The organism is Paenibacillus pasadenensis, from assembly GCF_023715725.1.
In the GTDB taxonomy this organism is placed as follows: Bacteria; Bacillota; Bacilli; order Paenibacillales; family Paenibacillaceae; genus Paenibacillus_O; species Paenibacillus_O pasadenensis_A.
On sequence record NZ_JAMBOT010000002.1, the window covers coordinates 591,739 to 614,537 of the forward strand.

The 22,799-nt window shown below is 47.4% G+C and carries 24 protein-coding genes and 1 pseudogene; 22 read left to right on the forward strand and 3 right to left on the reverse strand.

Annotated elements, in window-relative coordinates; translation table 11 throughout:
* Positions 1–68 precede the first annotated feature (68 nt).
* From nusB to M3223_RS08075, 15 genes are all read left to right on the forward strand, one after another.
* Entirely contained in the window at positions 69–512 is a 444-nt protein-coding gene (gene nusB / locus M3223_RS08005) for a transcription antitermination factor NusB (protein WP_251560747.1), read from the forward strand.
* Positions 513–560: 48 nt separating this feature from the next.
* Complete coding sequence (gene folD / locus M3223_RS08010) at positions 561–1,415, forward strand: bifunctional methylenetetrahydrofolate dehydrogenase/methenyltetrahydrofolate cyclohydrolase FolD (RefSeq protein ID WP_251560748.1); 855 nt, start codon at positions 561–563, stop codon at positions 1,413–1,415.
* A gap of 4 nt (positions 1,416–1,419) precedes the next feature.
* Entirely contained in the window at positions 1,420–2,778 is a 1,359-nt protein-coding gene (gene xseA, locus M3223_RS08015; protein ID WP_251560749.1) for an exodeoxyribonuclease VII large subunit, read from the forward strand.
* Positions 2,775–3,038 carry an exodeoxyribonuclease VII small subunit gene (gene xseB, locus M3223_RS08020; RefSeq protein ID WP_251560750.1) on the forward strand — a complete coding sequence of 88 codons (264 nt, stop codon included), beginning with the start codon at positions 2,775–2,777 and terminating at the stop codon, positions 3,036–3,038. The genes xseA and xseB overlap by 4 nt, the downstream gene beginning before the upstream one ends.
* 14 nt (positions 3,039–3,052) lie before the next feature.
* Positions 3,053–3,949, forward strand: a complete 897-nt coding sequence (locus M3223_RS08025) for a polyprenyl synthetase family protein (RefSeq protein WP_251561013.1) — start codon at positions 3,053–3,055, stop codon at positions 3,947–3,949.
* A gap of 100 nt (positions 3,950–4,049) precedes the next feature.
* Positions 4,050–5,945 (forward strand): 1-deoxy-D-xylulose-5-phosphate synthase, encoded by a 1,896-nt coding sequence (gene dxs, locus M3223_RS08030; protein ID WP_251560751.1) that lies wholly within the window; start codon positions 4,050–4,052, stop codon positions 5,943–5,945.
* A 64-nt stretch (positions 5,946–6,009) separates the two neighbouring features.
* Positions 6,010–6,831, forward strand: a complete 822-nt coding sequence (locus M3223_RS08035; protein WP_251560752.1) for a TlyA family RNA methyltransferase — start codon at positions 6,010–6,012, stop codon at positions 6,829–6,831.
* A 145-nt stretch (positions 6,832–6,976) separates the two neighbouring features.
* Positions 6,977–7,444: a hypothetical protein gene (locus tag M3223_RS08040; RefSeq protein WP_251560753.1), complete on the forward strand. Its 468-nt coding sequence runs from the start codon at positions 6,977–6,979 to the stop codon at positions 7,442–7,444.
* 3 nt (positions 7,445–7,447) lie between these two features.
* Complete coding sequence (gene ahrC, locus M3223_RS08045; protein WP_285891200.1) at positions 7,448–7,897, forward strand: transcriptional regulator AhrC/ArgR; 450 nt, start codon at positions 7,448–7,450, stop codon at positions 7,895–7,897.
* 33 nt (positions 7,898–7,930) lie between these two features.
* Entirely contained in the window at positions 7,931–9,631 is a 1,701-nt protein-coding gene (recN, locus tag M3223_RS08050; RefSeq protein ID WP_251560755.1) for a DNA repair protein RecN, read from the forward strand.
* Between the two features lie 117 nt (positions 9,632–9,748).
* Positions 9,749–11,074: a SpoIVB peptidase gene (gene spoIVB / locus M3223_RS08055; protein ID WP_251560756.1), complete on the forward strand. Its 1,326-nt coding sequence runs from the start codon at positions 9,749–9,751 to the stop codon at positions 11,072–11,074.
* 195 nt (positions 11,075–11,269) lie between these two features.
* A complete protein-coding gene (gene spo0A / locus M3223_RS08060; protein ID WP_251560757.1) occupies positions 11,270–12,094 on the forward strand; it encodes a sporulation transcription factor Spo0A in 825 nt (274 codons plus the stop codon).
* 265 nt (positions 12,095–12,359) lie between these two features.
* Positions 12,360–13,040, forward strand: a complete 681-nt coding sequence (locus M3223_RS08065; RefSeq protein WP_251560758.1) for a tyrosine-type recombinase/integrase — start codon at positions 12,360–12,362, stop codon at positions 13,038–13,040.
* Positions 13,041–13,375: 335 nt separating this feature from the next.
* A complete protein-coding gene (locus M3223_RS08070; protein WP_251560759.1) occupies positions 13,376–14,647 on the forward strand; it encodes a hypothetical protein in 1,272 nt (423 codons plus the stop codon).
* A 16-nt stretch (positions 14,648–14,663) separates the two neighbouring features.
* Positions 14,664–15,188, forward strand: coding sequence for a hypothetical protein (locus tag M3223_RS08075; RefSeq protein ID WP_251560760.1), 525 nt, complete (start codon positions 14,664–14,666; stop codon positions 15,186–15,188).
* Between the two features lie 49 nt (positions 15,189–15,237).
* On the opposite strand, the gene M3223_RS08080 is transcribed toward M3223_RS08075, so the two are convergent.
* The gene (locus M3223_RS08080) at positions 15,238–15,600 is read right to left on the reverse strand and encodes a phage holin family protein (RefSeq protein WP_251560761.1); all 363 of its coding nucleotides are present in this window, start codon (positions 15,598–15,600) and stop codon (positions 15,238–15,240) included.
* A 108-nt stretch (positions 15,601–15,708) separates the two neighbouring features.
* On the opposite strand from M3223_RS08080, the gene M3223_RS08085 reads away from it, so the two are divergent.
* The 5 genes and pseudogenes from M3223_RS08085 (at position 15,709) to M3223_RS08100 (ending at position 19,071) form a co-directional block, all read left to right on the forward strand.
* The gene (locus M3223_RS08085; RefSeq protein WP_353057682.1) at positions 15,709–15,936 is read left to right on the forward strand and encodes a phage holin family protein; all 228 of its coding nucleotides are present in this window, start codon (positions 15,709–15,711) and stop codon (positions 15,934–15,936) included.
* Positions 15,937–15,994: 58 nt separating this feature from the next.
* Entirely contained in the window at positions 15,995–16,741 is a 747-nt protein-coding gene (locus M3223_RS08090) for an N-acetylmuramoyl-L-alanine amidase (protein ID WP_353057683.1), read from the forward strand.
* Positions 16,742–16,966: 225 nt separating this feature from the next.
* Positions 16,967–17,060 (forward strand): annotated as a pseudogene (locus M3223_RS24640) (sporulation transcription factor Spo0A); the annotation flags it as partial.
* 197 nt (positions 17,061–17,257) lie between these two features.
* Positions 17,258–18,091 carry an N-acetylmuramoyl-L-alanine amidase gene (locus M3223_RS08095; RefSeq protein ID WP_251560763.1) on the forward strand — a complete coding sequence of 278 codons (834 nt, stop codon included), beginning with the start codon at positions 17,258–17,260 and terminating at the stop codon, positions 18,089–18,091.
* 557 nt (positions 18,092–18,648) lie between these two features.
* Positions 18,649–19,071 carry a hypothetical protein gene (locus M3223_RS08100; protein ID WP_251560764.1) on the forward strand — a complete coding sequence of 141 codons (423 nt, stop codon included), beginning with the start codon at positions 18,649–18,651 and terminating at the stop codon, positions 19,069–19,071.
* Between the two features lie 237 nt (positions 19,072–19,308).
* Here the strand turns inward: M3223_RS08100 and M3223_RS08105 are convergent, their stop codons facing one another.
* The gene (locus M3223_RS08105; RefSeq protein ID WP_251560765.1) at positions 19,309–19,698 is read right to left on the reverse strand and encodes a hypothetical protein; all 390 of its coding nucleotides are present in this window, start codon (positions 19,696–19,698) and stop codon (positions 19,309–19,311) included.
* 80 nt (positions 19,699–19,778) lie between these two features.
* Positions 19,779–20,063, reverse strand: a complete 285-nt coding sequence (locus tag M3223_RS08110; RefSeq protein WP_251560766.1) for a DUF2627 family protein — start codon at positions 20,061–20,063, stop codon at positions 19,779–19,781.
* Positions 20,064–20,247: 184 nt separating this feature from the next.
* Here M3223_RS08110 and lpdA point away from each other — a divergent pair, with 184 nt between their 5' ends.
* Together lpdA and M3223_RS08120 are read left to right on the forward strand one after the other, a co-directional pair.
* The gene (gene lpdA, locus M3223_RS08115) at positions 20,248–21,675 is read left to right on the forward strand and encodes a dihydrolipoyl dehydrogenase (RefSeq protein ID WP_251560767.1); all 1,428 of its coding nucleotides are present in this window, start codon (positions 20,248–20,250) and stop codon (positions 21,673–21,675) included.
* Positions 21,676–21,775: 100 nt separating this feature from the next.
* A complete protein-coding gene (locus M3223_RS08120) occupies positions 21,776–22,798 on the forward strand; it encodes a thiamine pyrophosphate-dependent dehydrogenase E1 component subunit alpha (protein ID WP_251560768.1) in 1,023 nt (340 codons plus the stop codon).
* Position 22,799 lies beyond the last annotated feature (1 nt).

A 22,799-nucleotide genomic window follows, 5' to 3' on the forward strand; every position in this document is an offset into this window, starting at 1 on the left:
GCAGGGAGGAGATCATAGGTTTTTTTAAAATTCCTATACTACATTACGAGCTTTGGCTGGGAGGCATTATGAAACGAAGGTTGGCGCGTGAAATTACGGTACAGAGTCTGTACCAGATGGAAATGAACGAGGTTACGGCTGAAGAAGCCGTTGCGACATTGCTTGCCGAGGCGCGGGACGAAAATGAAATAGGTGCCGGCAAAGTGGACGCGGGAGAAACAGGCGAATTTGCGAAACAGCTCGTGCTCGGCGTATTGGAGCGCAAAGCGGCGATTGACGGCATGCTGCAGCAGTATTTGACTGGCTGGCAGGTTGACCGTCTGTCCAAAGTGGACCATCAGGTGCTGCGGCTGGCTTGTTTTGAGCTGGTGTTTCGTACGGATGTGCCGCCAAAAGCGGTTGTTAACGAAGCGATTGAGCTCTCGAAGCATTTTGGCACGGACGAGTCCGGCAAGTTTGTCAACGGGGTACTGGGAAGACTGATTGCCGAGCTGGACAAGCTCAAATCCTGATCCAGGCGTAACAACGAGAGGTTATAGTTCCGAGGGGAGAGATTTCTCATGAGTGCGAAGGTTATTGATGGCAAGCGGATTGCGCAGGAAATTCGGGAAGAGGTACGGCAAGAGACAGAAAAATTGAAAGCGCAAGGCATCGTGCCTGGCTTAGCTGTAGTGCTCGTCGGCGGGGATCCGGCTTCCGCCGTTTATGTCGGCAGCAAAGAAAAAACCTGTCTTGAAATGGGCTTTCATTCCGAGGTGCATCGTCTGCCGGAGGATACGACGGAGGAGCAGCTTCTGGAGCTTGTCGACAGCCTGAACCAAAATGAAAAGGTCCATGGTATTCTCGTGCAGCTTCCGCTGCCTAAACATATCCAAGAGAAATCCGTCATTGACGCAATCGCGGTTGAGAAAGACGTAGACGGCTTCAGCCCGCAGAGCACAGGCAATCTTGTCATTGGCGACGAGAGCCTGCTTCCGTGCACGCCTGCCGGTATTATTGAGCTGATTAAGCGCACAGGAACAGAGATTTCCGGCAAACATGCGGTTGTTATCGGGAGAAGCAACATTGTCGGCAAACCAGTTGCTATGCTGCTGCTTCGTGAAAATGCTACCGTTACCGTTTGCCACTCTCGTACGGCTAATATGGAGCGGATCGCTGCTGAAGCGGATATTTTGGTCGTCGCAATCGGAAAGCCTAAGGCGATTGACAGCCGTTACGTGAAGCCGGGCGCGGTTGTAATCGATGTCGGCGTTAACCGTTTGGATACCGGCAAGCTTGCCGGAGACGTCGATTATGACGATTGCTCGGCAAAAGCCTCGGCAATTACGCCTGTTCCGGGCGGCGTTGGCCCAATGACAATTGCGATGCTTATGCAGAACACGCTGAAGGCGGCGAAGCTGAAGGCGGGAGTTTAAAGCTGTGGCAGATTCACCGCGCATTTATTCCATCAAAGAGCTGACACGTTATATCCGGATGAAGCTGGAAGGGGATCGTCTGCTCGGCGACGTATGGATTCGGGGGGAAATCTCCAATTTCACGCATCATTCCAGCGGCCATATGTACTTTACGCTCAAGGATAAAGACAGCCGTCTCAAATGCATTATGTTTTCCACTCATAACCAAAGGCTGCCTTTTATCCCGCGCGAAGGCGCCAAGGTGATTGCCAGAGGCAATATTTCCGTATATGAACGTGACGGCAATTATCAATTTTATTGTACCGGCATGCAGCCGGACGGCCTTGGCAGCTTATATCTTGCCTACGAGCAGCTCAAGGCGAAGCTGGACGAAGAGGGGCTCTTTCATGAGTCGCGCAAACGCCCGCTGCCGCGCTACCCTTCCGTAATCGGAGTTGTTACCTCTCCGACAGGAGCGGCAATCCGGGATATTATAACGACGCTGCAGCGCCGTTATCCGGCAGCGGCGATTCTGATCTATCCTGCCGTAGTGCAGGGGAAAAACGCTGCGCCATCCATTGTCCGCGGCATTGAAGCGATGAACCGGCATGGACAAGCTGATGTGTTGATTGTTGGACGCGGAGGGGGCTCACTCGAGGAATTATGGGCCTTTAACGAGGAAGCGGTGGCAAGGGCTATTGCTTCCTCGCTTATTCCTGTTATTTCTGCTGTTGGTCATGAGACCGATTTTACCATTGCCGATTTTGCGGCCGATCACCGTGCGGCGACGCCGACGGCGGCTGCGGAGCTGGCTGCTCCGCATATGGCGGAGCTCAAAGAGACGATAGGAAGGCTCGACCAGAGGCTTCATGCCGCGATGCAGGACAGCGTGCGCAGACGCAAAGAACGGCTGCTGCGTGCGCGCCGTTCCCCTTATTTTGTGCATCCTCGCCGTTACATGCTGGATCAGGCACAGCGCCTGGACCGGCTGAAACAAAGGCTAGAGGACCGAATTCGGCGGCATCCGGAGCAAGCCGGGCATAGACTGGATAAAATCCAGAGAAGATTAGCCTCCCGTTCGCCAGAACGCGGCGCCGGTGAAGCGCGTAAGGAGCTAGGTCGGCTTGAGGAGAGGTTAATTAAGGCGGCTCAAGGCGGCGTCAAAGACAGCCGGCACAGGCTGCTGTCGGGCATGCGACAGCTGGATGCGCTGAGTCCGCTGAAAGTTATGGCCCGCGGTTATAGTCTTGTTTACGAAGAGCGCAACGTAAACCTGGTCCGTTCCGTAAAGGATCTGGAGCTCGGCGACCTGATTCATGTTCGCTTGACTGACGGGAGCGCTCAATGCCAGGTATGGTCGATCAAGGAGGATGAACAGGAATGAGCAAGGAGACTCAAGAGCAGGAGCTTAGCTTCGAACAGGCGATGGAGCAGTTGGAGGAGATCGTCGAGAGGCTGGAAAGCGGCGACGTTCCGCTGGAAACCGCGATCGAGCTCTTTCAGGAAGGGATGAGGCTGTCCCGCCTGTGCGGAGGCAAGCTGGAGCAGGTGGAGCGCAAAATCGAATCCTTGCTCGATAGCGGTATGCAGCTGAAGACGGAGCCGTTCACGGATGAGTCTGATGATCGAGGTGACTTCCGGTGAGCGACAGCCAAGTGATGCTGAAGGATTATCTGTCCTCCGCCGCAAGGCTCGTAGAGTCTGAGCTGGAGCATTCGCTGCCGCCCGAGTGGAGCGTTCCCGAGAAGCTTCGTGAAGCAATGGCGTACTCACTGGCAGCTGGCGGCAAACGGCTGCGCCCGGTGTTTGTGCTGGCCTCTGCCGAGGCTGCCCGCGGCGACGAGCGCGACCGCGAAGCTGCTGTGGCGGTTGCTTGCGCAATTGAAATGGTTCATACGTACTCACTCGTTCATGATGATCTTCCTGCTATGGATAACGATGATTTTAGACGCGGGAAACCGACCAATCACCGTGTTTACGGCGAAGCAATGGCGATTCTGGCAGGCGACGCGCTGCTCACGCATGCGTTTCACCTTGCGGCATCCGCCCGCCACCGCGGAGCTCAAGCGGAAACCGTACTGGATATCGTAGAGGATCTTGCCCGTTTGTCCGGCGCATCCGGCATGGTAGGCGGGCAAGCGGCCGATATGCAAGGGGAGCAGGGCATAACGTCGTTGGCCGAGCTGGAATATATTCATGAACACAAAACGAGCGACTTAATCGTCTTCTCAGTAACGGCCGGTGCAAGGCTTGGCGGTGTTGATTCCGAAGCTTTGGAAAAGGTGGCCGAGTTCGGCCGCAAGATCGGTCTTGCTTTTCAGATTCAGGATGACATTCTTGATCTGGTTGGAGATGAGCAGAAGCTTGGTAAAAAAACAAATAGCGATACGGCTGCCGGCAAGGTAACCTATCCCTATTTGGTCGGTATGGAGGAAAGCCGCAGCATTATGGAGCGGTTGACCAATGAGGCGAAGCAGGCGCTGTTGGCGGCGAATTTGCGCCGGCCGGAACGGCTGTTGGAGCTTGCGGACTATCTCATGAACCGCGATCGGTAAGGAAGCAGGTTTCAGCCTGTCTTCTATGGTATAATGAAGAATAATGTGTACTTACGGGACGGCATAATCGTATGCCGCTCACGAAAGCGAGGAACCTATCGTGCTGCTCGACAAACTTAACGGACCTCAAGATTTGAAAAGTCTTTCCGTGCCGGAGCTGGAACAGCTGGCGGGTGAAATCCGAGATTTTCTCGTGAATAAACTGTCCGTCACCGGAGGACATTTGGCGCCGAATCTTGGTGTCGTGGAGCTTACTCTGGCGATGCACTATTTATTTGACAGCCCTAAAGATAAGTTTATTTTTGATGTGGGTCATCAGTCTTACGTGCATAAGATATTGACGGGACGGATGGACCGCTTTGATACGCTCCGTAAGCAGGGCGGACTTTGCGGGTTCGTCAAACGCGCCGAAAGCGAACACGACGTATGGGAAGCCGGCCATAGCAGCACATCGCTGTCAGCAGCAATGGGCATGGCTATGGCTCGGGACTACAAAGGCGAAACAAACAAAGTGGTTGCGGTCATCGGCGACGGCGCGCTTACCGGCGGTATGGCGTTGGAGGCCTTGAATCATATCGGCCATGAGAAGCGGAACATGATTGTCGTTCTAAACGACAATGAGATGTCTATTGCTCCGAACGTCGGCGCGATGCATCACTACCTGGGCCGCATTCGTACGGACCGACATTACCAGAAGGCGAAGGAAGACCTGCAATCGCTGCTGCAAAAAGTTCCGGCAATCGGCGGCAAGCTGGCTAAAACGGCGGAGCGTTTCAAGGACAGCCTGAAGTATTTGCTCGTTAGCGGAATCTTGTTTGAGCAGTTCGGTCTCCATTATTTCGGTCCCGTTGACGGACATGATATGGAGCAGCTTCTAGACACGATGCAGCAGGCGAGCCAGGTGCAGGGACCGGTGCTCATTCACGTCGTCACGGTTAAAGGGAAGGGTTACAAGCCGGCTGAGGCAGATTCGTTCAAATGGCATGGCATTACGCCGTACAAAATCGAATCCGGCCAAGTGCTCAAAGCTGTCGGACCGCCGATGTACACCGATGTTTTCGGAAACGCCTTGATTGAGCTTGCCGAACGCGACGACCGGATCGTTGCCGTCACGCCTGCGATGCCTGCAGGCTCGGGTCTCATGAAGTTCGCCGAGCGTTTTCCGGGCCGGATGATTGATGTCGGTATTGCCGAACAGCATGCGGCGACGATGTCCGCTGCGCTGGCGATGGAAGGCATGAAGCCGGTATATGCGGTGTACTCCACCTTCCTGCAAAGGGCTTACGACCAGGTTGTGCATGATATTTGCCGTCATAATGCCAATGTCATTTTTGCTATCGACCGGGCCGGCTTTGTCGGACCGGACGGAGAAACGCATCATGGCGTGTTCGATATCCCGTTTATGCGTCATATTCCGAATATGGTTTTGATGATGCCGAAGGATGAGAACGAGCTGCGCAACATGATGAAAACAGCCGTTGATTATAATGACGGCCCAATTGCGGTTCGTTATCCGCGTGTGAACGGAACAGGCGTTGAGCTGGACCCGGCCATGACGCCGATTCCAATCGGTACATGGGACATTGTCCGGCAAGGCGATTCTGCCGTTGTCATGGCTGTAGGGCCGATGGTTCAGGTTGCGGAAGAGGCGGCTGAGCTGCTGCGCCGCGACGGATTGTCGCTCAGAGTCGTGAACGCGCGTTTTATCAAACCGCTTGATACGGCGATGCTGGATGCACTGGCGGATGAAGGATTGCCGCTTATCGTAATGGAAGAAGGAGCCGTGCAAGGGGGCCTCGGAAGCGCCATTTTGGAGCATTACGCTTTGACCGGGCGTTCAGGCGTGCCAGTTCGTTTGATTGGCATTCCCGACGAATTTATTGAGCACGCTACAATTAAGGAACAGCGCATCGCATGCGGCTTGACGCCAGAGCGCTTGGCCGCGGAGGCGGTCGCCCTGCAGCCGAAGCGCAAGCGCGCAACTAATCAGCATTAATCAATCTATATGGCCTGCGGCGCTTCCGGCTGCAGGCCATTCTACGGTTATAAGGAGAGCTGGAATGACCAAGGAACGAATCGACGTTTTGCTTGTTGAGCTAGGTTATTATGCAAGCCGGGAAAAGGCCAAAGCGGCGCTGATGGCCGGTCTTGTGCTGGTGGACAACGAACCGGTGGACAAAAGCGGAACCAAAGTGAAAAGAGACTCAACCATTAAAGTAAAAGGAAGCCTGCACCCCTACGTCAGCCGGGGCGGCTTGAAGCTAGAGAAAGCAATTCGTGAATTTGGCATCGATATGAAGGGCCGCGTGATGCTTGATATTGGAGCGTCGACAGGCGGCTTTACCGACTGCGCTCTGCAGCATGGCGCGGAATACGTTTATGCCATTGACGTCGGTTACAATCAGCTTGACTGGTCGCTGCGCCAGCATGCTCAAGTAGGCGTAATGGAGCGCGTTAACTTCCGATACATGAAGCCCGAGGATTTGCAAGGTCCTCCGCCCGATTGTGCTTCCATAGACGTTTCGTTTATTTCGCTCAAGCTGATTCTCCCTGCGCTTTCGCCATTAATTCCGGCTGGGGCGGATGTAGTCGGATTAATTAAGCCTCAGTTTGAAGCGGGACGCGATAAGGTCGGCAAATCCGGCGTGATAAGAGATCAGGCTGTGCATTTGGAAGTGCTGCAGCATGTTGCGGGAGAAGCGGCTATGGCCGGCTTCAATCTTAAACATCTCACATTCTCTCCAATAACAGGCGGGGAAGGAAACATCGAGTTCCTCGCTCATTGGGTGAAGGACGACAAGCCGGAGCCGCTTGACGCCTGGTTTGCCGTTATGGAAGAACTTGTCCGCCAAGCGGCAGGCCATTTTCAATCCGGCAAATAATTCCGATTTCCTCTTTACAGACAAACGCATGTTCTGGTATTCTGGTTTCAGCAAACAAATGTTCGGAATTTTCTCCTCATCTCCAGGAGGATAATCCCGCTCCTGAATCGAAACTATCCCTCATCATGAACCAGGAGGGGGTTTCATGGACGGGATTATCATGATTCTCGCCGCGCTCTTAATCGGCTTCTGGATTTATCGTGCCTTCTACAATTGGCTTCATGAACCGAAGGGAATGAAGCGGCTTGTGCTTGGGCGGGGAGAAATACTTGCGCCGGATGACCCGCATGTGCTCTTTCTTGAAGCCCAAGGGTACGAGGTCGTTTCCGGCAAACACCGCGTGCCGCTCGTTGTCGAGCTGGACGGGCAAGAAATGTCAAGCCGGCTGTACGTGGATTACGTAGCCGTGCAGGGCGACAGCATGTATGCGGTGAAGCTCGTCCGGGACCGCCAGCCGATGGAATGGACAGGCAGCGGCTTAAGAGATCGGCTGCTCGTGTTCAGCCTACTGCTCCCGGAGCTCGAGGGTATACTAATTATAGACAGCGAAGACAGAACAATACGAACGGTTAAATTCGATATCAACGCAGAACCTACACTGAAGGAGGCCTGAATGATGAAAGGATTGCGGCATGTTAAGATCCGCGAAATTATCGGACGCAACGTCATTGAAACTCAGGATGAGCTTGTTGAGGCTCTTCGGGCGGCAGGCTTGCAAGTGACACAGGCCACAGTTTCAAGAGACATTAAGGAGCTGCAGCTCATCAAAATCCCGGCGGAGGACGGAAGGTACAAGTATTCTCTTCCGCAGGAGCAGCGTTTTATTCCGGTTAACAAGCTGAAAAGGGCTATGCTGGACAATTTTCTTCATGTTGACCAAGCGGAAAATCTGGTCGTCATGAAATGTCTCCCTGGTACGGCTAATGCCATCGCTTCACTTGTGGACGGTATGGAATGGCCGGAAATTATGGGAACCATCAGCGGTGACGATACCATCTTGCTCATTTGCCGCAACAAAGAATTTGGGAGCAAAATTGTCGAGCAGCTGCTCGCTATGATGAACTGATTTTAAACCTTATGGGATCAAAGGAGTGTTTCTATGCTTCGCGAAATGTCCATCCGCAATCTTGCCGTAATTGAAGAAGTCACTGTCGGGTTTCATGACGGATTTCATGTCCTTACAGGAGAGACCGGTGCCGGAAAATCCATTTTAATTGATGCGCTCATCCTGCTTATCGGGGGAAGAGGATCATCGGATATGGTTCGTTACGGCTGTGACAAAGCGGAGATGGAGGCCTCTTTTGATCTTGCACCTACACACCCGGTTTGGCATGTGCTGGACCGATTCGGTTTCAAGGCAGCTTCCGAGGATTTGCTTACAATTCGCAGAGAGCTCACGATTCAAGGGAAAAGCTCCTGCCGTATTAACGGCTCCATTGCCAACATGACGATGCTTAGAGAAATCGGCGAGTGTCTGGTGAATATTCACGGACAGCACGAGCATCAATCCTTGCTGCGAAGCGAACAGCATCTGGAATGGCTGGATTTATTTGCGGGCGAAGAGGTATCCTCCCTAAAAAAACAATACCAAGCCGCCTTTTTTAGTTATGGAGAACTGCGTGGCAATTTAAAAAACGCCATGGACTCCAGCCGTCAAAACATGCAAATGCTCGATCTGTATAAATTCCAGATGGAAGAGATCCGATCAGCCAATTTGCGCAAGGACGAGTGGGAACAGCTGCTGGAAGAGAAAGACCAGCTTGCCCATTCGGATAAAATTATGAACCATGCAACTTCTGCATACGAGCTGTTGAACGACAGCGGCGCTCTTGACTCCATTAGTACAGCAATCGCGAAGCTGGATGATATTTCGAGCTACAATCCCAGTTTGCTTGGTCCGCTTATGGAACAGCTGAAGAACGCTTATTATCAGGCTGAAGATGCAGCTCATCAGCTGCGCGGTTATAAAGAAACGATTCAAAGCGACCCTGTGCGGCTTGCCGATATCGAAAATCGAATTACGATACTAAACGGTCTGCGCCGTAAATACGGCGATACGGTTCCTGATATTATGGCCTACTACAAAAAGGTTAAACATGAGGCCGATTTGATTGAAAATCGCGATGACCATATTCGTGCCTTGAAGACAGCATTAAAGGAAGCACATGCAAATTGCTCACGTTTGGCTGAAGAGCTTTCTCATAAACGGCGGGCAGCTGCTGATTTGTTGTCGGCATCGGTTGAAGCTCAGCTTAAGGATTTGGGAATGAGCAGAACTCTGTTCCGGGCCAATATGGAAACCCAATCGGATCAAGAACCTTATAAGCTGTCTCTGCACGGAATTGATGAAGCGGCATTTCTTCTCGCGCCCAATCCCGGGGAACCGCTTAAACCGCTCAGCAAAATTGCTTCTGGCGGTGAAATGTCCCGTATTATGCTTGCATTAAAAAGCATCTTTGCCGAAATTGATCAAGTGCCTGTGCTTGTTTTTGATGAAGTGGATACGGGAGTGAGCGGACGAGCTGCCCAAGCGATAGCGGAAAAAATGTCGCAATTATCTGGCAAATGCCAGGTGTTTTCCATCACCCATTTGCCACAAGTGGCTTGCATGGCTGATTACCATTATGAGATCAGCAAAGACATCGTGCGTGAACGCACCGTTACCTCAGTTAAAGAGCTGAGCGACCGGGAGCGTATTGAAGAATTGGCCCGCATGCTGGGCGGAGTTGAGGTAACGGACAAAACAAGGCATCATGCTCAAGAAATGCTGGTGTTGGCAGATCGTCAAAAAGGCGCCTAATGGCAGGCTTTCAGGGAATGTTTTATCGGACATAAATCAGGGGGGGCAGGGTACCTTATAGGTACGCAAATGGCGAGACCAATCGTCAAGCGATGGAACTACAGGGAGCGTGAAATCATGAGCGCCAACCAGCGGAAGCGGTGGTTCGGATTAGTTCTCGTATTCTTCGTTTGCATGATCGGCATCTCCAGTCCGTTCCTGAACTATGCCTCGTTTCCGAATGAACTGCGTTTGTTCTCCGGGCAGCTGAAACGGCTGGAATACAACATGCCTGTCCATGCGGACATGACGGTGGATTCCAATATTCTTCAAGTCAACGGGCAAGCGAAGCACCGACAGACCCTGGATTTGAAAAAACCGATTTCCATCGAATCACGCCAGAGCGGTAAGGCTACACTGTCGTTAAAGCTGTTTGGGAAAATTCCATTTAAAACAGTCCATGTTGATGTCGTTCCCGATCTTAAAGTCATTCCAGGCGGTCAGACGATTGGAGTAAAAGTTAAGTCATCCGGTGTTCTTGTCGTAGGCCATCATCTCGTACATGAAAATGCCGATTCTAAAGTTTCTCCTGGTGAACTTTCCGGTATCCGATTAGGCGATTTAATTATGGAGATTAACGGTCATAAAGTACGCGAGGTCAAACAGATTGCTCAATTTACGGAGCAAGCCGGTAAAAACAAAGGTTCCATGAAGCTTACTGTCAAACGCTCAGGCAAGCTCATGACAATTAAGCTTAAACCAGCTTATGATTACGAAGACGGCGCGTGGCGAATCGGTCTCTATATTCGGGATTCAGCTGCAGGCGTTGGTACGTTGACTTTTTATGCTCCGGATCAAGGCGTTTATGGCGCTTTAGGTCATGTTATTACAGATCTTGATACGGGTACTGCAATTGAAGTTGGCGAAGGACAAATTTTAGAGTCTAATGTAACTTCCATTAACAAAAGTCAAAATGGCGAACCAGGTGAAAAAAGAGCGACGTTCGTCAATGAAGCAAACATTTTAGGTAATATCGAGCGAAACACGCCGTTTGGCATATTTGGAAAGATGAATCAGCTTCCCGGTCACAGCTATCGAGCTGATGCGGTTCCAGTCGCTTTTTCAGAAGAGGTTAAGGAAGGGCCAGCTGAAATTCTCACCGTCTTAAACGGCCAGAAAGTGGAACGATTCGCCGTACAAATCAGTCATGTCAGCAAACAAAAACAACCTGCCACTAAGGGCATGGTTATAAAAGTGACCGATCCAAAGCTTCTTGAGCTGACTGGCGGGATTGTACAGGGGATGTCAGGAAGTCCAATTATTCAAAATGGCAAGTTAATTGGGGCCGTTACTCATGTGTTCGTTAATGATCCATCTTCCGGTTATGGATGCTTTATTGAATGGATGCTCCAAGATGCAGGGATTATGCTCCGTACAGCAAATAAAAATCTTAAGGCTTCCTAGCCTTAAGATTTTTTCTGTAATTTTGTCGAATTTTATACGATTAGGTCGGCATATGTAGTAAATTATTTATTATACATAATTGAGCTCCAAAAAGAAAGAAAAATAATATTCGACAGAAGGAAATCCATTTGGTGTGTCGAATCGATATAACAAGCCAATAAGAGACCATTCCATCGCCATGAAGGAGGACTTCCCTTGTCCAAGATTGAGGTTTTACTTGCCGATGATAACCGTGAATTTACAAATTTATTGTCCGAATATATTACGGAACAGGACGATATGGAAGTAACCGGTATTGCTTACAACGGTGAAGAAGTGCTGCGACTGCTCAAAGAAGCCGACCGTCTTCCCGATGTCCTGATCCTAGACATTATTATGCCGCATCTAGACGGCCTTGGTGTACTGGAGCGTTTGAGGGAAAGCGGTCTTCATCCAATGCCTAAAATCATCATGCTGACGGCGTTCGGTCAAGAGAACATTACTCAAAAAGCGGTTCAACTCGGAGCGTCGTATTACATTCTAAAACCGTTTGACATGGAGATGCTGGCGAACCGCGTACGCCAGCTTGTCGGCAATCAAACGGTTGTTGCTTCGTCCACTTCCAGCTCATTCTCTTCCTCGGCTTCGTCCATGATCAAGTCTAATGTGGTGCCGATTGCCAAAGGTAAAAACCTGGACGCCAACATTACGAGCATCATACATGAAATCGGCGTTCCTGCACATATTAAAGGATATCAGTATTTGCGCGAAGCAATTACGATGGTTTACAACAACATCGAAATTCTCGGGGCAATAACCAAAACGCTCTATCCGGCGATCGCCGAAAAATTCAAAACAACGCCTTCTCGCGTTGAGCGTGCAATCCGCCATGCCATCGAGGTTGCCTGGACGCGCGGCAACATTGACAGCATCAGCCACCTGTTCGGGTACACGATTAACATCAGCAAGTCGAAACCTACCAACAGCGAATTCATCGCGATGGTCGCAGACAAGCTGCGGATTGAGCATAAAGTAAGCTGAACGTAGATGGGGTAAGGGTTTCAAGGGATTGGGTCTAGATCAATTTGACCAACTAACACCAAATTGATCTAGGTGAAACCATAAACTTTCCATCATGATGTGTATAAATTCAACTCCTTTATTGGTTGTTATAAAAACCAGTGAAGGAGTGTTTTATTTTGACGGAATACATCAAGTATCTTCAGGACCGTGCTAAGGGACTGATCAGCCCGAGAAACAAATCAGACTTTAATAAACAATTATTAGACAACGATAATGGCTAATTATGTCTGTATCATCAAGGTCTTCTTCAATTGGTTTTATGGAGATAATAGAGCGTGAAATCACCAAGAATTCAATTGAGAAAATTATTAACCCAAAAGTGCATTGCAAGATAAAGCCAACCTTAGCTGAAGAAGAAATTAAGCGTGTCTTGGATCAATTTGACATGAGTAAGTTTCATGCCTTTAGAAACTGGATTGTTACTCGTTTACTTCTTGATACGGGAATGAGGATAGGGGAGTGTTTGTCATTACTTCCTGAAAACGTTGATTTGCCACATAAAAGCATTTTGGCTGTTACCACGAAGAATAAGGAACAACGATATGTTTATTTCTCATCTAAGATGGCTCAGGACATTAAGAGCTGGCTTCGTTATCGTGATCGCTACAATGACAGCCCATTTTTATTTCCAACCACTACGGGTACACAACTGGAAATCAGGAACTTTGAGAAGGCTCTACGGGATGCTGGTAAAAGAGCGAGGGTGGAGATTCACCCGCATCAACTTCGGAACAACTTTGCGAAGTACTATATTTTAAATGGGGGAGATTGGTTTACCCTATCTAGGATACTTGGTCATAGCTCAGTTGAGGTAACGCAGAAGGCTTATCTTGACTTTACGGACAATGAGATAAGCAAGAAATATCAAAGACATAGCCCACTAATGGGAATGGACAAGCTCTAATTAACATCCATAACAAAGCAGGCTCATGGCACATCAATCCGAAGGGCCTCTTTGTTATGTGTAGTTAGAACGCTCTAGGAGGCTTGTGCAGGCGTTTTAGAGCTGAGTGAGGGAAAGTATAAGGGGTTAAAAGCGATTCGGCCTTTAAATTAATATCTATAGCGGGATAAGGGTTATGCGAGTAAAAATCTGTTTCGCCTGGAGTGGATTTACATAGATACAAAAAATGGTTTTAATGGTTCTATTCACCTATAGATAATAAATTATTATTAAATTAGTATTAATTTACTGGATCTGGCCGGAGCAGAATATGATATATTTAGGGGAGTATTAAATTGTTTGCGAAAACCGTAGTTTCTGGACTTATTATAATTTCTATTTTGGGAAGTCAATTAGCTCTAGCTTCTGCACCACTTCCAGTAGCCACAGAGAGTAACCTAGAAAAAGAAGAAGATGCACTAAATAAAATTAAGATTAATAAAGAGAAACAACAGTTAGATGAGTTGTTTAAAGTAGTTTTGAATAATTCCCCAGTTTCTGAGGATGAATTTTCGAAGATCTATGATAACGCACTGTTTAAAAGTTTTGTTCCAGAAAACAGTAAAGTAAACCAAGTCTTGTTTATGGAAGATGGAATTAAATCTATAATGATTGATTATGAAGAAGGTAATATTAGAACTATTGTTACCTATTATGATGATGGTACAGTACGTAAGACAGTATCTGATACTACCACAGGAATTGCAGAAGAGAATTTTAACAATGTTAAAGGTGACTATTATGATAAGAAAGAAGATATAAACAAAGAAAGAACCGAAGAAGAACTTAAGAAAATAGATAAGCTTCTAGAAGAAGAAAAGTTCGCTGAAATTGAGGCTTTACCAGATACGACCATTGATTTTGTAAATGATATTCCGACTGTTTCATTCGAAAACGGTGCAATTGAATCGGGAAATACTCCTCTTTCGAGGTCGACACGTGCGGTAGCAGCAACACCCGTATTAGTATATCCTGCTCCATCACATGAGACGTTTCAGAGACGATATACAGCTAAGCAGGTTTATGGGACTAGCTTTGTTTCGCAAAAACTAAAAGACTTAGGTTATTCAGGTAACAGTCATGTTAGAGTTTTTGAAACTGTTAATGCATTTAACCAAGTAAAAATGAAATCACAGGTGTTTAATGCAGATACAAGTATCTCACTTATTATGGCAGCGTGGGACGTTGCAAGGGCTACTGCACTTGGATGGTTAGGTTGGTTTGGTGTAGTTAAAACGCTAAATGATACAATTAACAAAGCTGCTGAAATCGTAAGAGAGAATGAGTATGAATTCCAAGGTGGAAAAGAAGCGACAGTTGAAGATCCGACTAAGCATAGTAATAAACAAGTTGAAGTTGTCCAGTATTGGGATAAAGGACTTATGACTCTTATATGGGATTACGATAGTGTAAAAGGCTATAATAATGCTAGATGGGGGCACTCTGCTAGGTCTTCAGCGCTTGATATGTCAAATGTAACAGTTGGTAGCAATGCAGTGAACATTTATAACAGTAATCTTGCTTCCAGAGGATATTGGTCGCATGGACTAGGACAATTAGGTTATTAACTTTTAAGGAGTCCTCATGACTAACAAAAAGCGTATTGGTATTTTTGCAAGTATATTCATTATTCTATGTTGCATTTATGTATACATTGATTGGGACATTATAAAATTAAAGAATGGTTATACTCAACCTATGATCATCACTTATGACCAATATGACGAGACGCCAATTCCAATAAAGGTTCCTAAACATAAATTAAAAAATTTAAATATATCTATAACTGATCTTTACTATTACCCCGAAAGTCAAGAGATTCAATATGGATTATGGTATAAAAAGTGGTATTACAGGGGAAAGGAAGTTCCTTGGCGCGTATTTGATGTTAGTTTTGTTAGTGACTCTGGTCAAGTATCGAACATTAGTGGAGTAGCGACAAAAGATGGTTTGATTGATGTATTTCAAATTAGAGCGAATCAAAAAATAACTCTTAAACAATCCAAAAGTCTTAAGATGATTATTACATCTGTCAAACAAGAAGGAAAAACAGTTACGCCTATAGTAAAAGAAGAAATCAACATTAATTTGCCACAACTTACTAGCTAATTATTTAATGAAAAAAAGCAGCCCATCCATAGCGATAGACTGCTTTTTTTCATACACTTTTCTTCCTTACTTTGACCATAATATAAACCGCTAAACTTAATCCACTATAAGCAGCCGTAGCATATAGTATAACACTCTGCCATGTTTCTTCTGACAATGGTAAAAGTATCAGTGAAGTAACTAATAAGATTAGCCGATATGTGAGTTTTGTCTTCACAGTATCCCTCCTGTTATAGCTTGAGATTCTCCAACAATTTATTAACAGTCCCTTGAATCCAATACGTGAACTTAAGCCTGAACCTTCAATTACTGAGGCGCACATTCCCGTCACATAATCTGCAATAGTAAGGATGAATAGGAAGGATAGTGTAGTCCCAACCGCTCCAATTGTTGATTTAATAAATAGTTCCATATGTAATTATCTCCTTATAAAATAAATAAAGCCCCGTCAATTAAGACGGAGCCACTACTCCAACAATTTCATCAACCTGCACCTGTGTAATCTTATTCAGCACTACAAATCGATTTAAAGAAAACAGGGATGTGGCTGGCAATCATTATCCTTTATCATGCAGATAATTTCCTTGGACTCGAAGGGAATCTGAGCCTCATGACAGGTGCGATTTACTTCTTCATGGCTAATGAAGCGATCAGTATCGCGGAAAACTATGGACGAATGAAGCTTCCTATGCCCAGTCAATTAAAGAGCCTTATTGCCGTACTGAAGGAAAAAGGTGAACAGCGATGAGTTATGACATTCGTGTAGACTTGATTCCTGATTTCCACGAGAGGGATATAGGAAGGGAATTGGTGCTTGGGAAGGCGTTTGTATTCATGATACACAGTGTCCCGGAGATAGCGATGAGAGCGAAGTAAAATACTTCAAGCGTGAATGGAGGAACCGTAGAGCATTCGTTCATGCATTTGTTGATGGAGATTCCATGACTCAATGTGCCAAATGGGAATATAAGTCATGGGGATGCGGAAACGGGAATAGTCGGTTCATCAATATTGAGATGTGTTCAGCGCATAGTCAGGCTGACTTTAACGAGCTATATAAACGTACATGCTGGCTTGCAGCCAAGAAGCTATATGAACGTAAATTAGGCGTTATAGATGGCGTTACACTTGTTTCTCATGCTTGGGTGAGCAAGAATCTCGGTGGTACGAATCACTCTGATCCCATCAGCTATCTGAAACAATGGGGCAAATCTTGGGCAGATATGGTTAAAGATGTTGAGACAGCGTATGAAGCTTTATCAAATGAAGCAAAGCAACAGGAAACGGTTATCAATGTGGCTGTAGATGATAAAGTGATTTGTAAAGGTATTCTTATTGATAGACGTTCATATGCGCCAATTAGAGCTATTGGAGAAGCTTTAGGTAAAGTTGTTGTCTGGGACGATAAGCAAGCCAAGACAAGCGTAAATGGAACTGTAATTAAATCTACAGTGAATCGAGATGGCATTACATATGGCTGGTCTGGTGAGCTTGCTCAGGTAACGAATACCAAGCTTGAATGGAATGGGAAGACGAAGACGGTTCACTATTAGAAATAACATGATGATAAGCCTGTGCTGATAAAGCATGGGCTTTTTTTTTGTCTTGGAGCAAATTTATACTTAGTATACAAATTACATTCATTGACAAGCTATGGGATTGAGTTATACTGAAAAATGGAAAGCAATTTAACCAATAAACTTTCCAATAACAAGCCAATAACGTGTTTGAAGTTATAGATGTCATGATACCCTAAGAACCCTTGATACGCCTGACCTTACACGATTAACATCAGCAAGTCGAAACCTACCAACAGCGAATTCATCGCGATGGGTAGCAGACAAGCTGCGGATTGAGCATAAAATAAGCTAATCTGACTGAATTATATTCACTCCTTTATTGGTTGCTACATCAACCAGTAGAGGGGTGTTTTTTGTTATATTAAATCCTTTGTCAAATCTATTGAAATAGCCTATTTGCTTCTACTATTGATAGCACTATAAGAGCTTCGGAATAGGATAGAGGGGGGATAAGCTCCAACGTATATAAAAAGGATAAGGTGAACGGCGATGAGTTATGACATTCATGTAGATTTGATTCCTGACCTTCCAAGCGAAGCGTACAGAAACGGAATTGCAGCTTGGGAAGGCGTTTGTATCCATGATACGGAGTGTCCCGGTGACAGCATGGACAGTGAAGTTTCCTACTTCAAGCGCAATTGGAGGAGCCGTAAAGCATTTGTCCATGCTTTCGTTGATGGCACTTCTATGACTCAATGTGCCAAATGGGAATTTAAGTCCTGGGGATGCGGAAATGGGAACAATCGATTTATTAATATTGAGATGTGCTCCGCTCAATCAGCGGCAGAATTTAATGAAATTTACAAGCGCACATGTTGGCTTGCAGCGTTAAAGCTGAATGAGCGCAAGTTAGGCGTTATGGATGGCGTGACTTTAGTGTCCCATGATTGGGTTCGCAGAAATTTAGGAGGCACTACTCATACCGATCCAATCGCATATTTAAAACAATGGGGCAAATCTTGGGCGGATATGGTTAAAGATGTTGAGACTGCTTATGAGGCATTGACTCAACCGGAGTTAACCTCTGACACGCATATCTCTGACAGAGGTATCCAAGTAGCTGTAGATGATCATGTTATTGCGAAAGGAATTCTCATAGATGGCCGATCCTATGCGCCAATCAGAGCCATTGGCGAGGCGTTGGGCGCAGAAGTGGCTTGGGACAGTAAGTCAGGCTTAACCAGTGTGGACGGAACGGTGATGAAGTCTACGGTGAACCAGGATGGGGTCACTTACGCATGGTCCGCCGAGCTTGCTCAGGTGACAAAGAAAAAGCTGGAATGGGATGGGAAAACAAAAACAATTTATTTTTGGAACGAATAGAAATCTATTTAAACTAGATTAGAGAGCTAAGTTGGAGGGAGAAATGATGACCCCAAATAACGCTGGAACCAGCAACGAAATTTAAACTGGCGTTCGTGGGATCAAATTAACCGCATTCATGAAGCGCCTCGAAATATTGTATTTGATGCGTGGACAAACGACGAGCATTTATCAGTGGTAGGGACCTCAAGGATCTGCGAATAGGATTCAACAGTTTGATTTGAAGTCTGGCATTTTATGGCAGTATATCCTGCACGGTCCTGATGGCATTGATTATTCTAATACAATCCTTTTTGGCGAATTCGTCAAACCGTAGCGAATCGTTATTTTTTGACAAGGTGAAAACTATGCCGTCCCGGGACCGAGCAGACAATGGATTAGCTTGGAAGCAGCTGGCTGGCATGATGAACAATCAGAACTAAAAATTTTTGTTACTAAAAGAGCCGCTATTGGCTCTTTTTCTATGTTTATGCAACCATAGTATATATATCCTCTATATACCATTTAACTATGATATGATAGGCTAAATGGGTAAAAATACCTAATCGGAGGATGTTATGCGAACTAAATTTATTGGAATTACGCTAATCTTAATCATCATGTTTACGTTGGCTATTCAGCCGCTATCGGCGGCACCCAAAACAATTAAAGTAAAAGTAACGTTAGTCAGTGCTGAACTTGTGGAAAACAATCATGTTGGTAACGAGTGGTGGTGGGGCAGTTACGTCAATGGGAAAGAACTCGAAGAAGGTAGCTCCGTTACGCTTACTTTAAAAAGCTCAGATACGATCAAGCTTAAAGCCGAGGCTCAAGAACAGGACAAAATTCCTGAAGAAGGCGCAGCAAACAAATCCATTAAAGTGTCTTCCGTTAAGGGGACGATTACTAAATCTTTAAATGTAACGGTTGAAGAAAATCGGGGACGTTATTCTGGAGAACAAGCGACTTGGAAATTCACCTTTAAAATTCAAAAAGTATAATTAATAAATGAAAAATAATCCAAGAAAATTTATTTAAACTATTTTATTCGGTAATAACTGACCATTTCCGACAAAACACGTTTATTGACAAGCTTCCGTATTAAAGTATACTAGGAATTGGAAAACGAATTTACGGCCGGATTGACATTAGATAGCATGAATCAATCGGATCGACATCTGCAAAAAGAAGACCGTTGGGCACAGGCCGCAACGGTCTTCTTTATCAGAATGAAGCCATTATTTTTTAGAGCGTTTTTTAGAAGATTTTTTAGGTTTTTTGCGGGAAATGGTAGGGCGGTCAAAATCGCCGTAAACGCCATTTTCCATAACTCTGTTGTTTTCGTAGGCGTTATTGTAATTGTTGGCAAATCCATTAGCCGCGCCATTGGCATATCCGTTATCATTGTCATAAGGAACGCCTTCCTCAGGGCCGCCGACAAATTCATTGCGACAGAAAACTTTATATACGTCGCAGCGAACAGGGAAGCAATGATGGCGAGTTACGATTTCTACAGGATGAACGACACGCACCAGTTGGGGATGATATTGGTCACGGTAAATGGTTTGAACCGGATCGACTACTGTCTCATCAGGGCAAATGCGATTACGATTGCAGCCACAAGACATTCAAAGCATCTCCTCTCCTTGTTGGATAATGTATTGTACGGCTGAGGAGGAGATGTTGCTTGTGCCAATGCCATGTAGGGTCAAACGTTGGGTCTTGGACGTTTCTTTTTGAAGCGCGGCGCTACATAATTATGCTTTCGGTCGCGGAAGAAAATCCAGCCGCCGATGAAACCGATGCCTATTGCAAAAAGAATAAAACCGACAATAAACGTAATCCAGTTAAAGTCAGGAATTACGGCATCATTGCCAAAAGCAGCAAAGTAATCAAAGGTTGCTTTTTTCATTTGCAAAAAACCGTAACAGGCGATGATGCCAGGTATGACGAGAATAAGAATAGCAACAAACCTGGAAATAACTACTTTCATGGTGTTCTCTCCTTAATCCGGCCTTAGATGCAGAGTTGTCCATATTTAATCTTACTTCAAACATAACAGCCTTGTCCATGCAGTGTTATTCGGGCCGCAAAAAAGGTACAATATTCCCTAGCATGTTGTTCACGATCACAACAATCTGCGCGAATGACCGCGCTTGGGAAAGGGAAATGATGCAATGCCAATTCAAGTGGATGTAGCGGTATTGGGAGGCGGACCGGGAGGTTACTCGGCTGCGATCCGCGCCGCTCAAGAAGGAAAAAAGGTAGCTATTGTAGAAAGGGGCCGCATTGGGGGCACCTGTCTCCATCAAGGTTGTATTCCAAGCAAAGCGCTGCTGCGAAGCGCCGAAATCTACGCCTCTCTGCTTGAAGCGGATACATATGGAATCAAAGTGGACCGGGCAGCGGTTCAACTCGATTTTGGCGCCGTTCAGGCCCGTAAAGACAAAACGGTGGAGCAGCTTCACCGCGGGCTTATGGGACTGATGAAAAAACACGGCATCGAAATTGTATACGGAAAAGGGCGGATTGTCGGCCCGTCTATCTTTTCTCCAAAAAGCGGTTCGCTGGCCGTTGAACTGGAGAACGGCGAAATGGAATCCGTTGTGTCGAATCACCTTATCATTGCAACAGGCTCCCGGCCTCGCCAGCTTCCGGGCTTGGAGGCGGATGGAACATATGTGCTGACCAGCGACGATGCGCTGCGCCTTGAGTCTTTGCCTGAATCGATGCTGATTGCCGGCGGCGGTGTGATCGGGGTGGAATGGGCATCGATGCTGAGTGATTTTGGGACGAAGGTGACGCTTGTTGAGGCGGCAAACCGGCTGCTGCCGGCAGAGGACCCGGACGTTTCTGCAGTAATCTCCAAAGCGCTGGCTTCGCGCGGAGTTCGCATTGTTACCGGAGCTATGATTCAGGCCGATTCCCTGGTCAAAAGCGCTGCAGGCGTCTCCGTTACGGTGAAAAACGGTGATTCCGATGAAACGCTGCAGGCGGACAAGCTGTTTATTTCCGTTGGCCGTCAGGCAAACGTAGAAGGTCTGGGCTTGGAAAATACCGATATTGCGCTGCAAAACGGCTGGATTAAAGTGAAAGCAACGCTGCAGACGGCTGAGCCGCATATTTATGCGATTGGCGATGTTACCGGCGGTGTCCAGCTTGCGCATGCAGCCGCGCATGAAGGTATTTTTGCCGTAGAGCATTTGCTTGGCCTTGAACCTCATCCGCTGTCCGACCATCGGATTCCGCGCTGCGTCTACAGCAGGCCGGAAACGGCAAGTGTCGGCTACACAGAAGAGCAGGCTCGGGCAAAAGGGTATGATCCGGTTGTAGCAAAAATTCCGTTTGCCGCGATCGCAAAGGCGATTGTGCAAGGAGATACGGAAGGGTTTGTCAAAGTAATCAGCGACCGTGCTACAAATGATCTGCTCGGCGTTCATATGGCTGGAGCTCATGTAACGGAGCTTATTGCTGAAGCTTCCCTGGCGCAGTTCCTGGATGCGGTTCCTTGGGAAGTAGGAGCAAGCTTCCATCCTCATCCAAGCTTATCGGAAGCGCTTGGTGAAGCGATGCTGGCCATTAGCGGTAAGTCGCTAAACTTCTAGAAGCCGAGCAAAGGTTTTCTTTTCGTGCGGGCAGAGTTATAATACTACTATCAAGTATTAGTACCAGGTATTAAGCCTGGGAGAAAGAGGAGGTTCTTTCATGAGCCGACCACAAGTAGATTCGCGGCATCGCGAGCTTGGCTTGTCCGACCAGGACGCTATTGACATGTATAAGATGATGAGAACGGCACGCATGTTTGATGAGCGGGTGCTGCTGCTTCAGCGTGCAGGCAAAATTAACTTCCACGTATCCGGCATCGGCCAGGAGGCTGCGCAGGTTGCGGCGGCTTGGGCGCTGGATCGCGCACAGGATTATTACCTTCCCTATTACCGGGATTACGGATTTGTCCTCTCTGTCGGCATGACGCTGCGCGAGCTTTTGCTCTCCGTATTTGCCAAAGCGGAAGATCCGACAAGCGGCGGCCGGCAAATGCCGGGCCATTTTGGACATAAAAAGCTTCGCATCGTCACGGGTTCTTCCCCGGTTACGACTCAAGTTCCTCATGCGGTCGGCATTGCGCTGGCAGCCAAGATGAAGGGGGAGCAGCGGGTTAGCTTTGTGACGTTTGGCGAAGGCTCCAGCAACCAGGGTGACTTTCATGAAGGCTGCAACTTTGCTGGCGTGCATAAGCTGCCGGTCATTCTGATGTGCGAAAATAACCAGTATGCCATTTCCGTTCCGGTTCACAAGCAGCTGGGCGGCAAAGTGGCCGACCGGGCGCTCGGATACGGCTTCACCGGTCTGCGCGTGGACGGAAACGACGCGCTGGCTGTATTCCAGACGGTCAAGGAAGCCAGAGCGCGCGCGATCGCAGGCGAAGGCCCGACGCTGATTGAGGCAATGATGTACCGGCTTTCGCCGCATTCAACCTCCGACAACGACCTCGCTTACCGGACCAAAGAGGAAGTGGAAGAGAACCGCTCCCGCGATGGCGTAACTGCATATAAACAATATCTGCTTGCAACCGGAATTTGGAGCGAGGAGCAGGAAGACGAGCTGGCTGCCGTTATCCGCCGGGAATTGGATGAAGCGACGCGTTATGCGGATGAAGCACCGTTCCCGACGCCGGAGAGCACTCTCTGGCATGTGTATGCGGGCGACGCGCCACAGGAGGGACGATAAT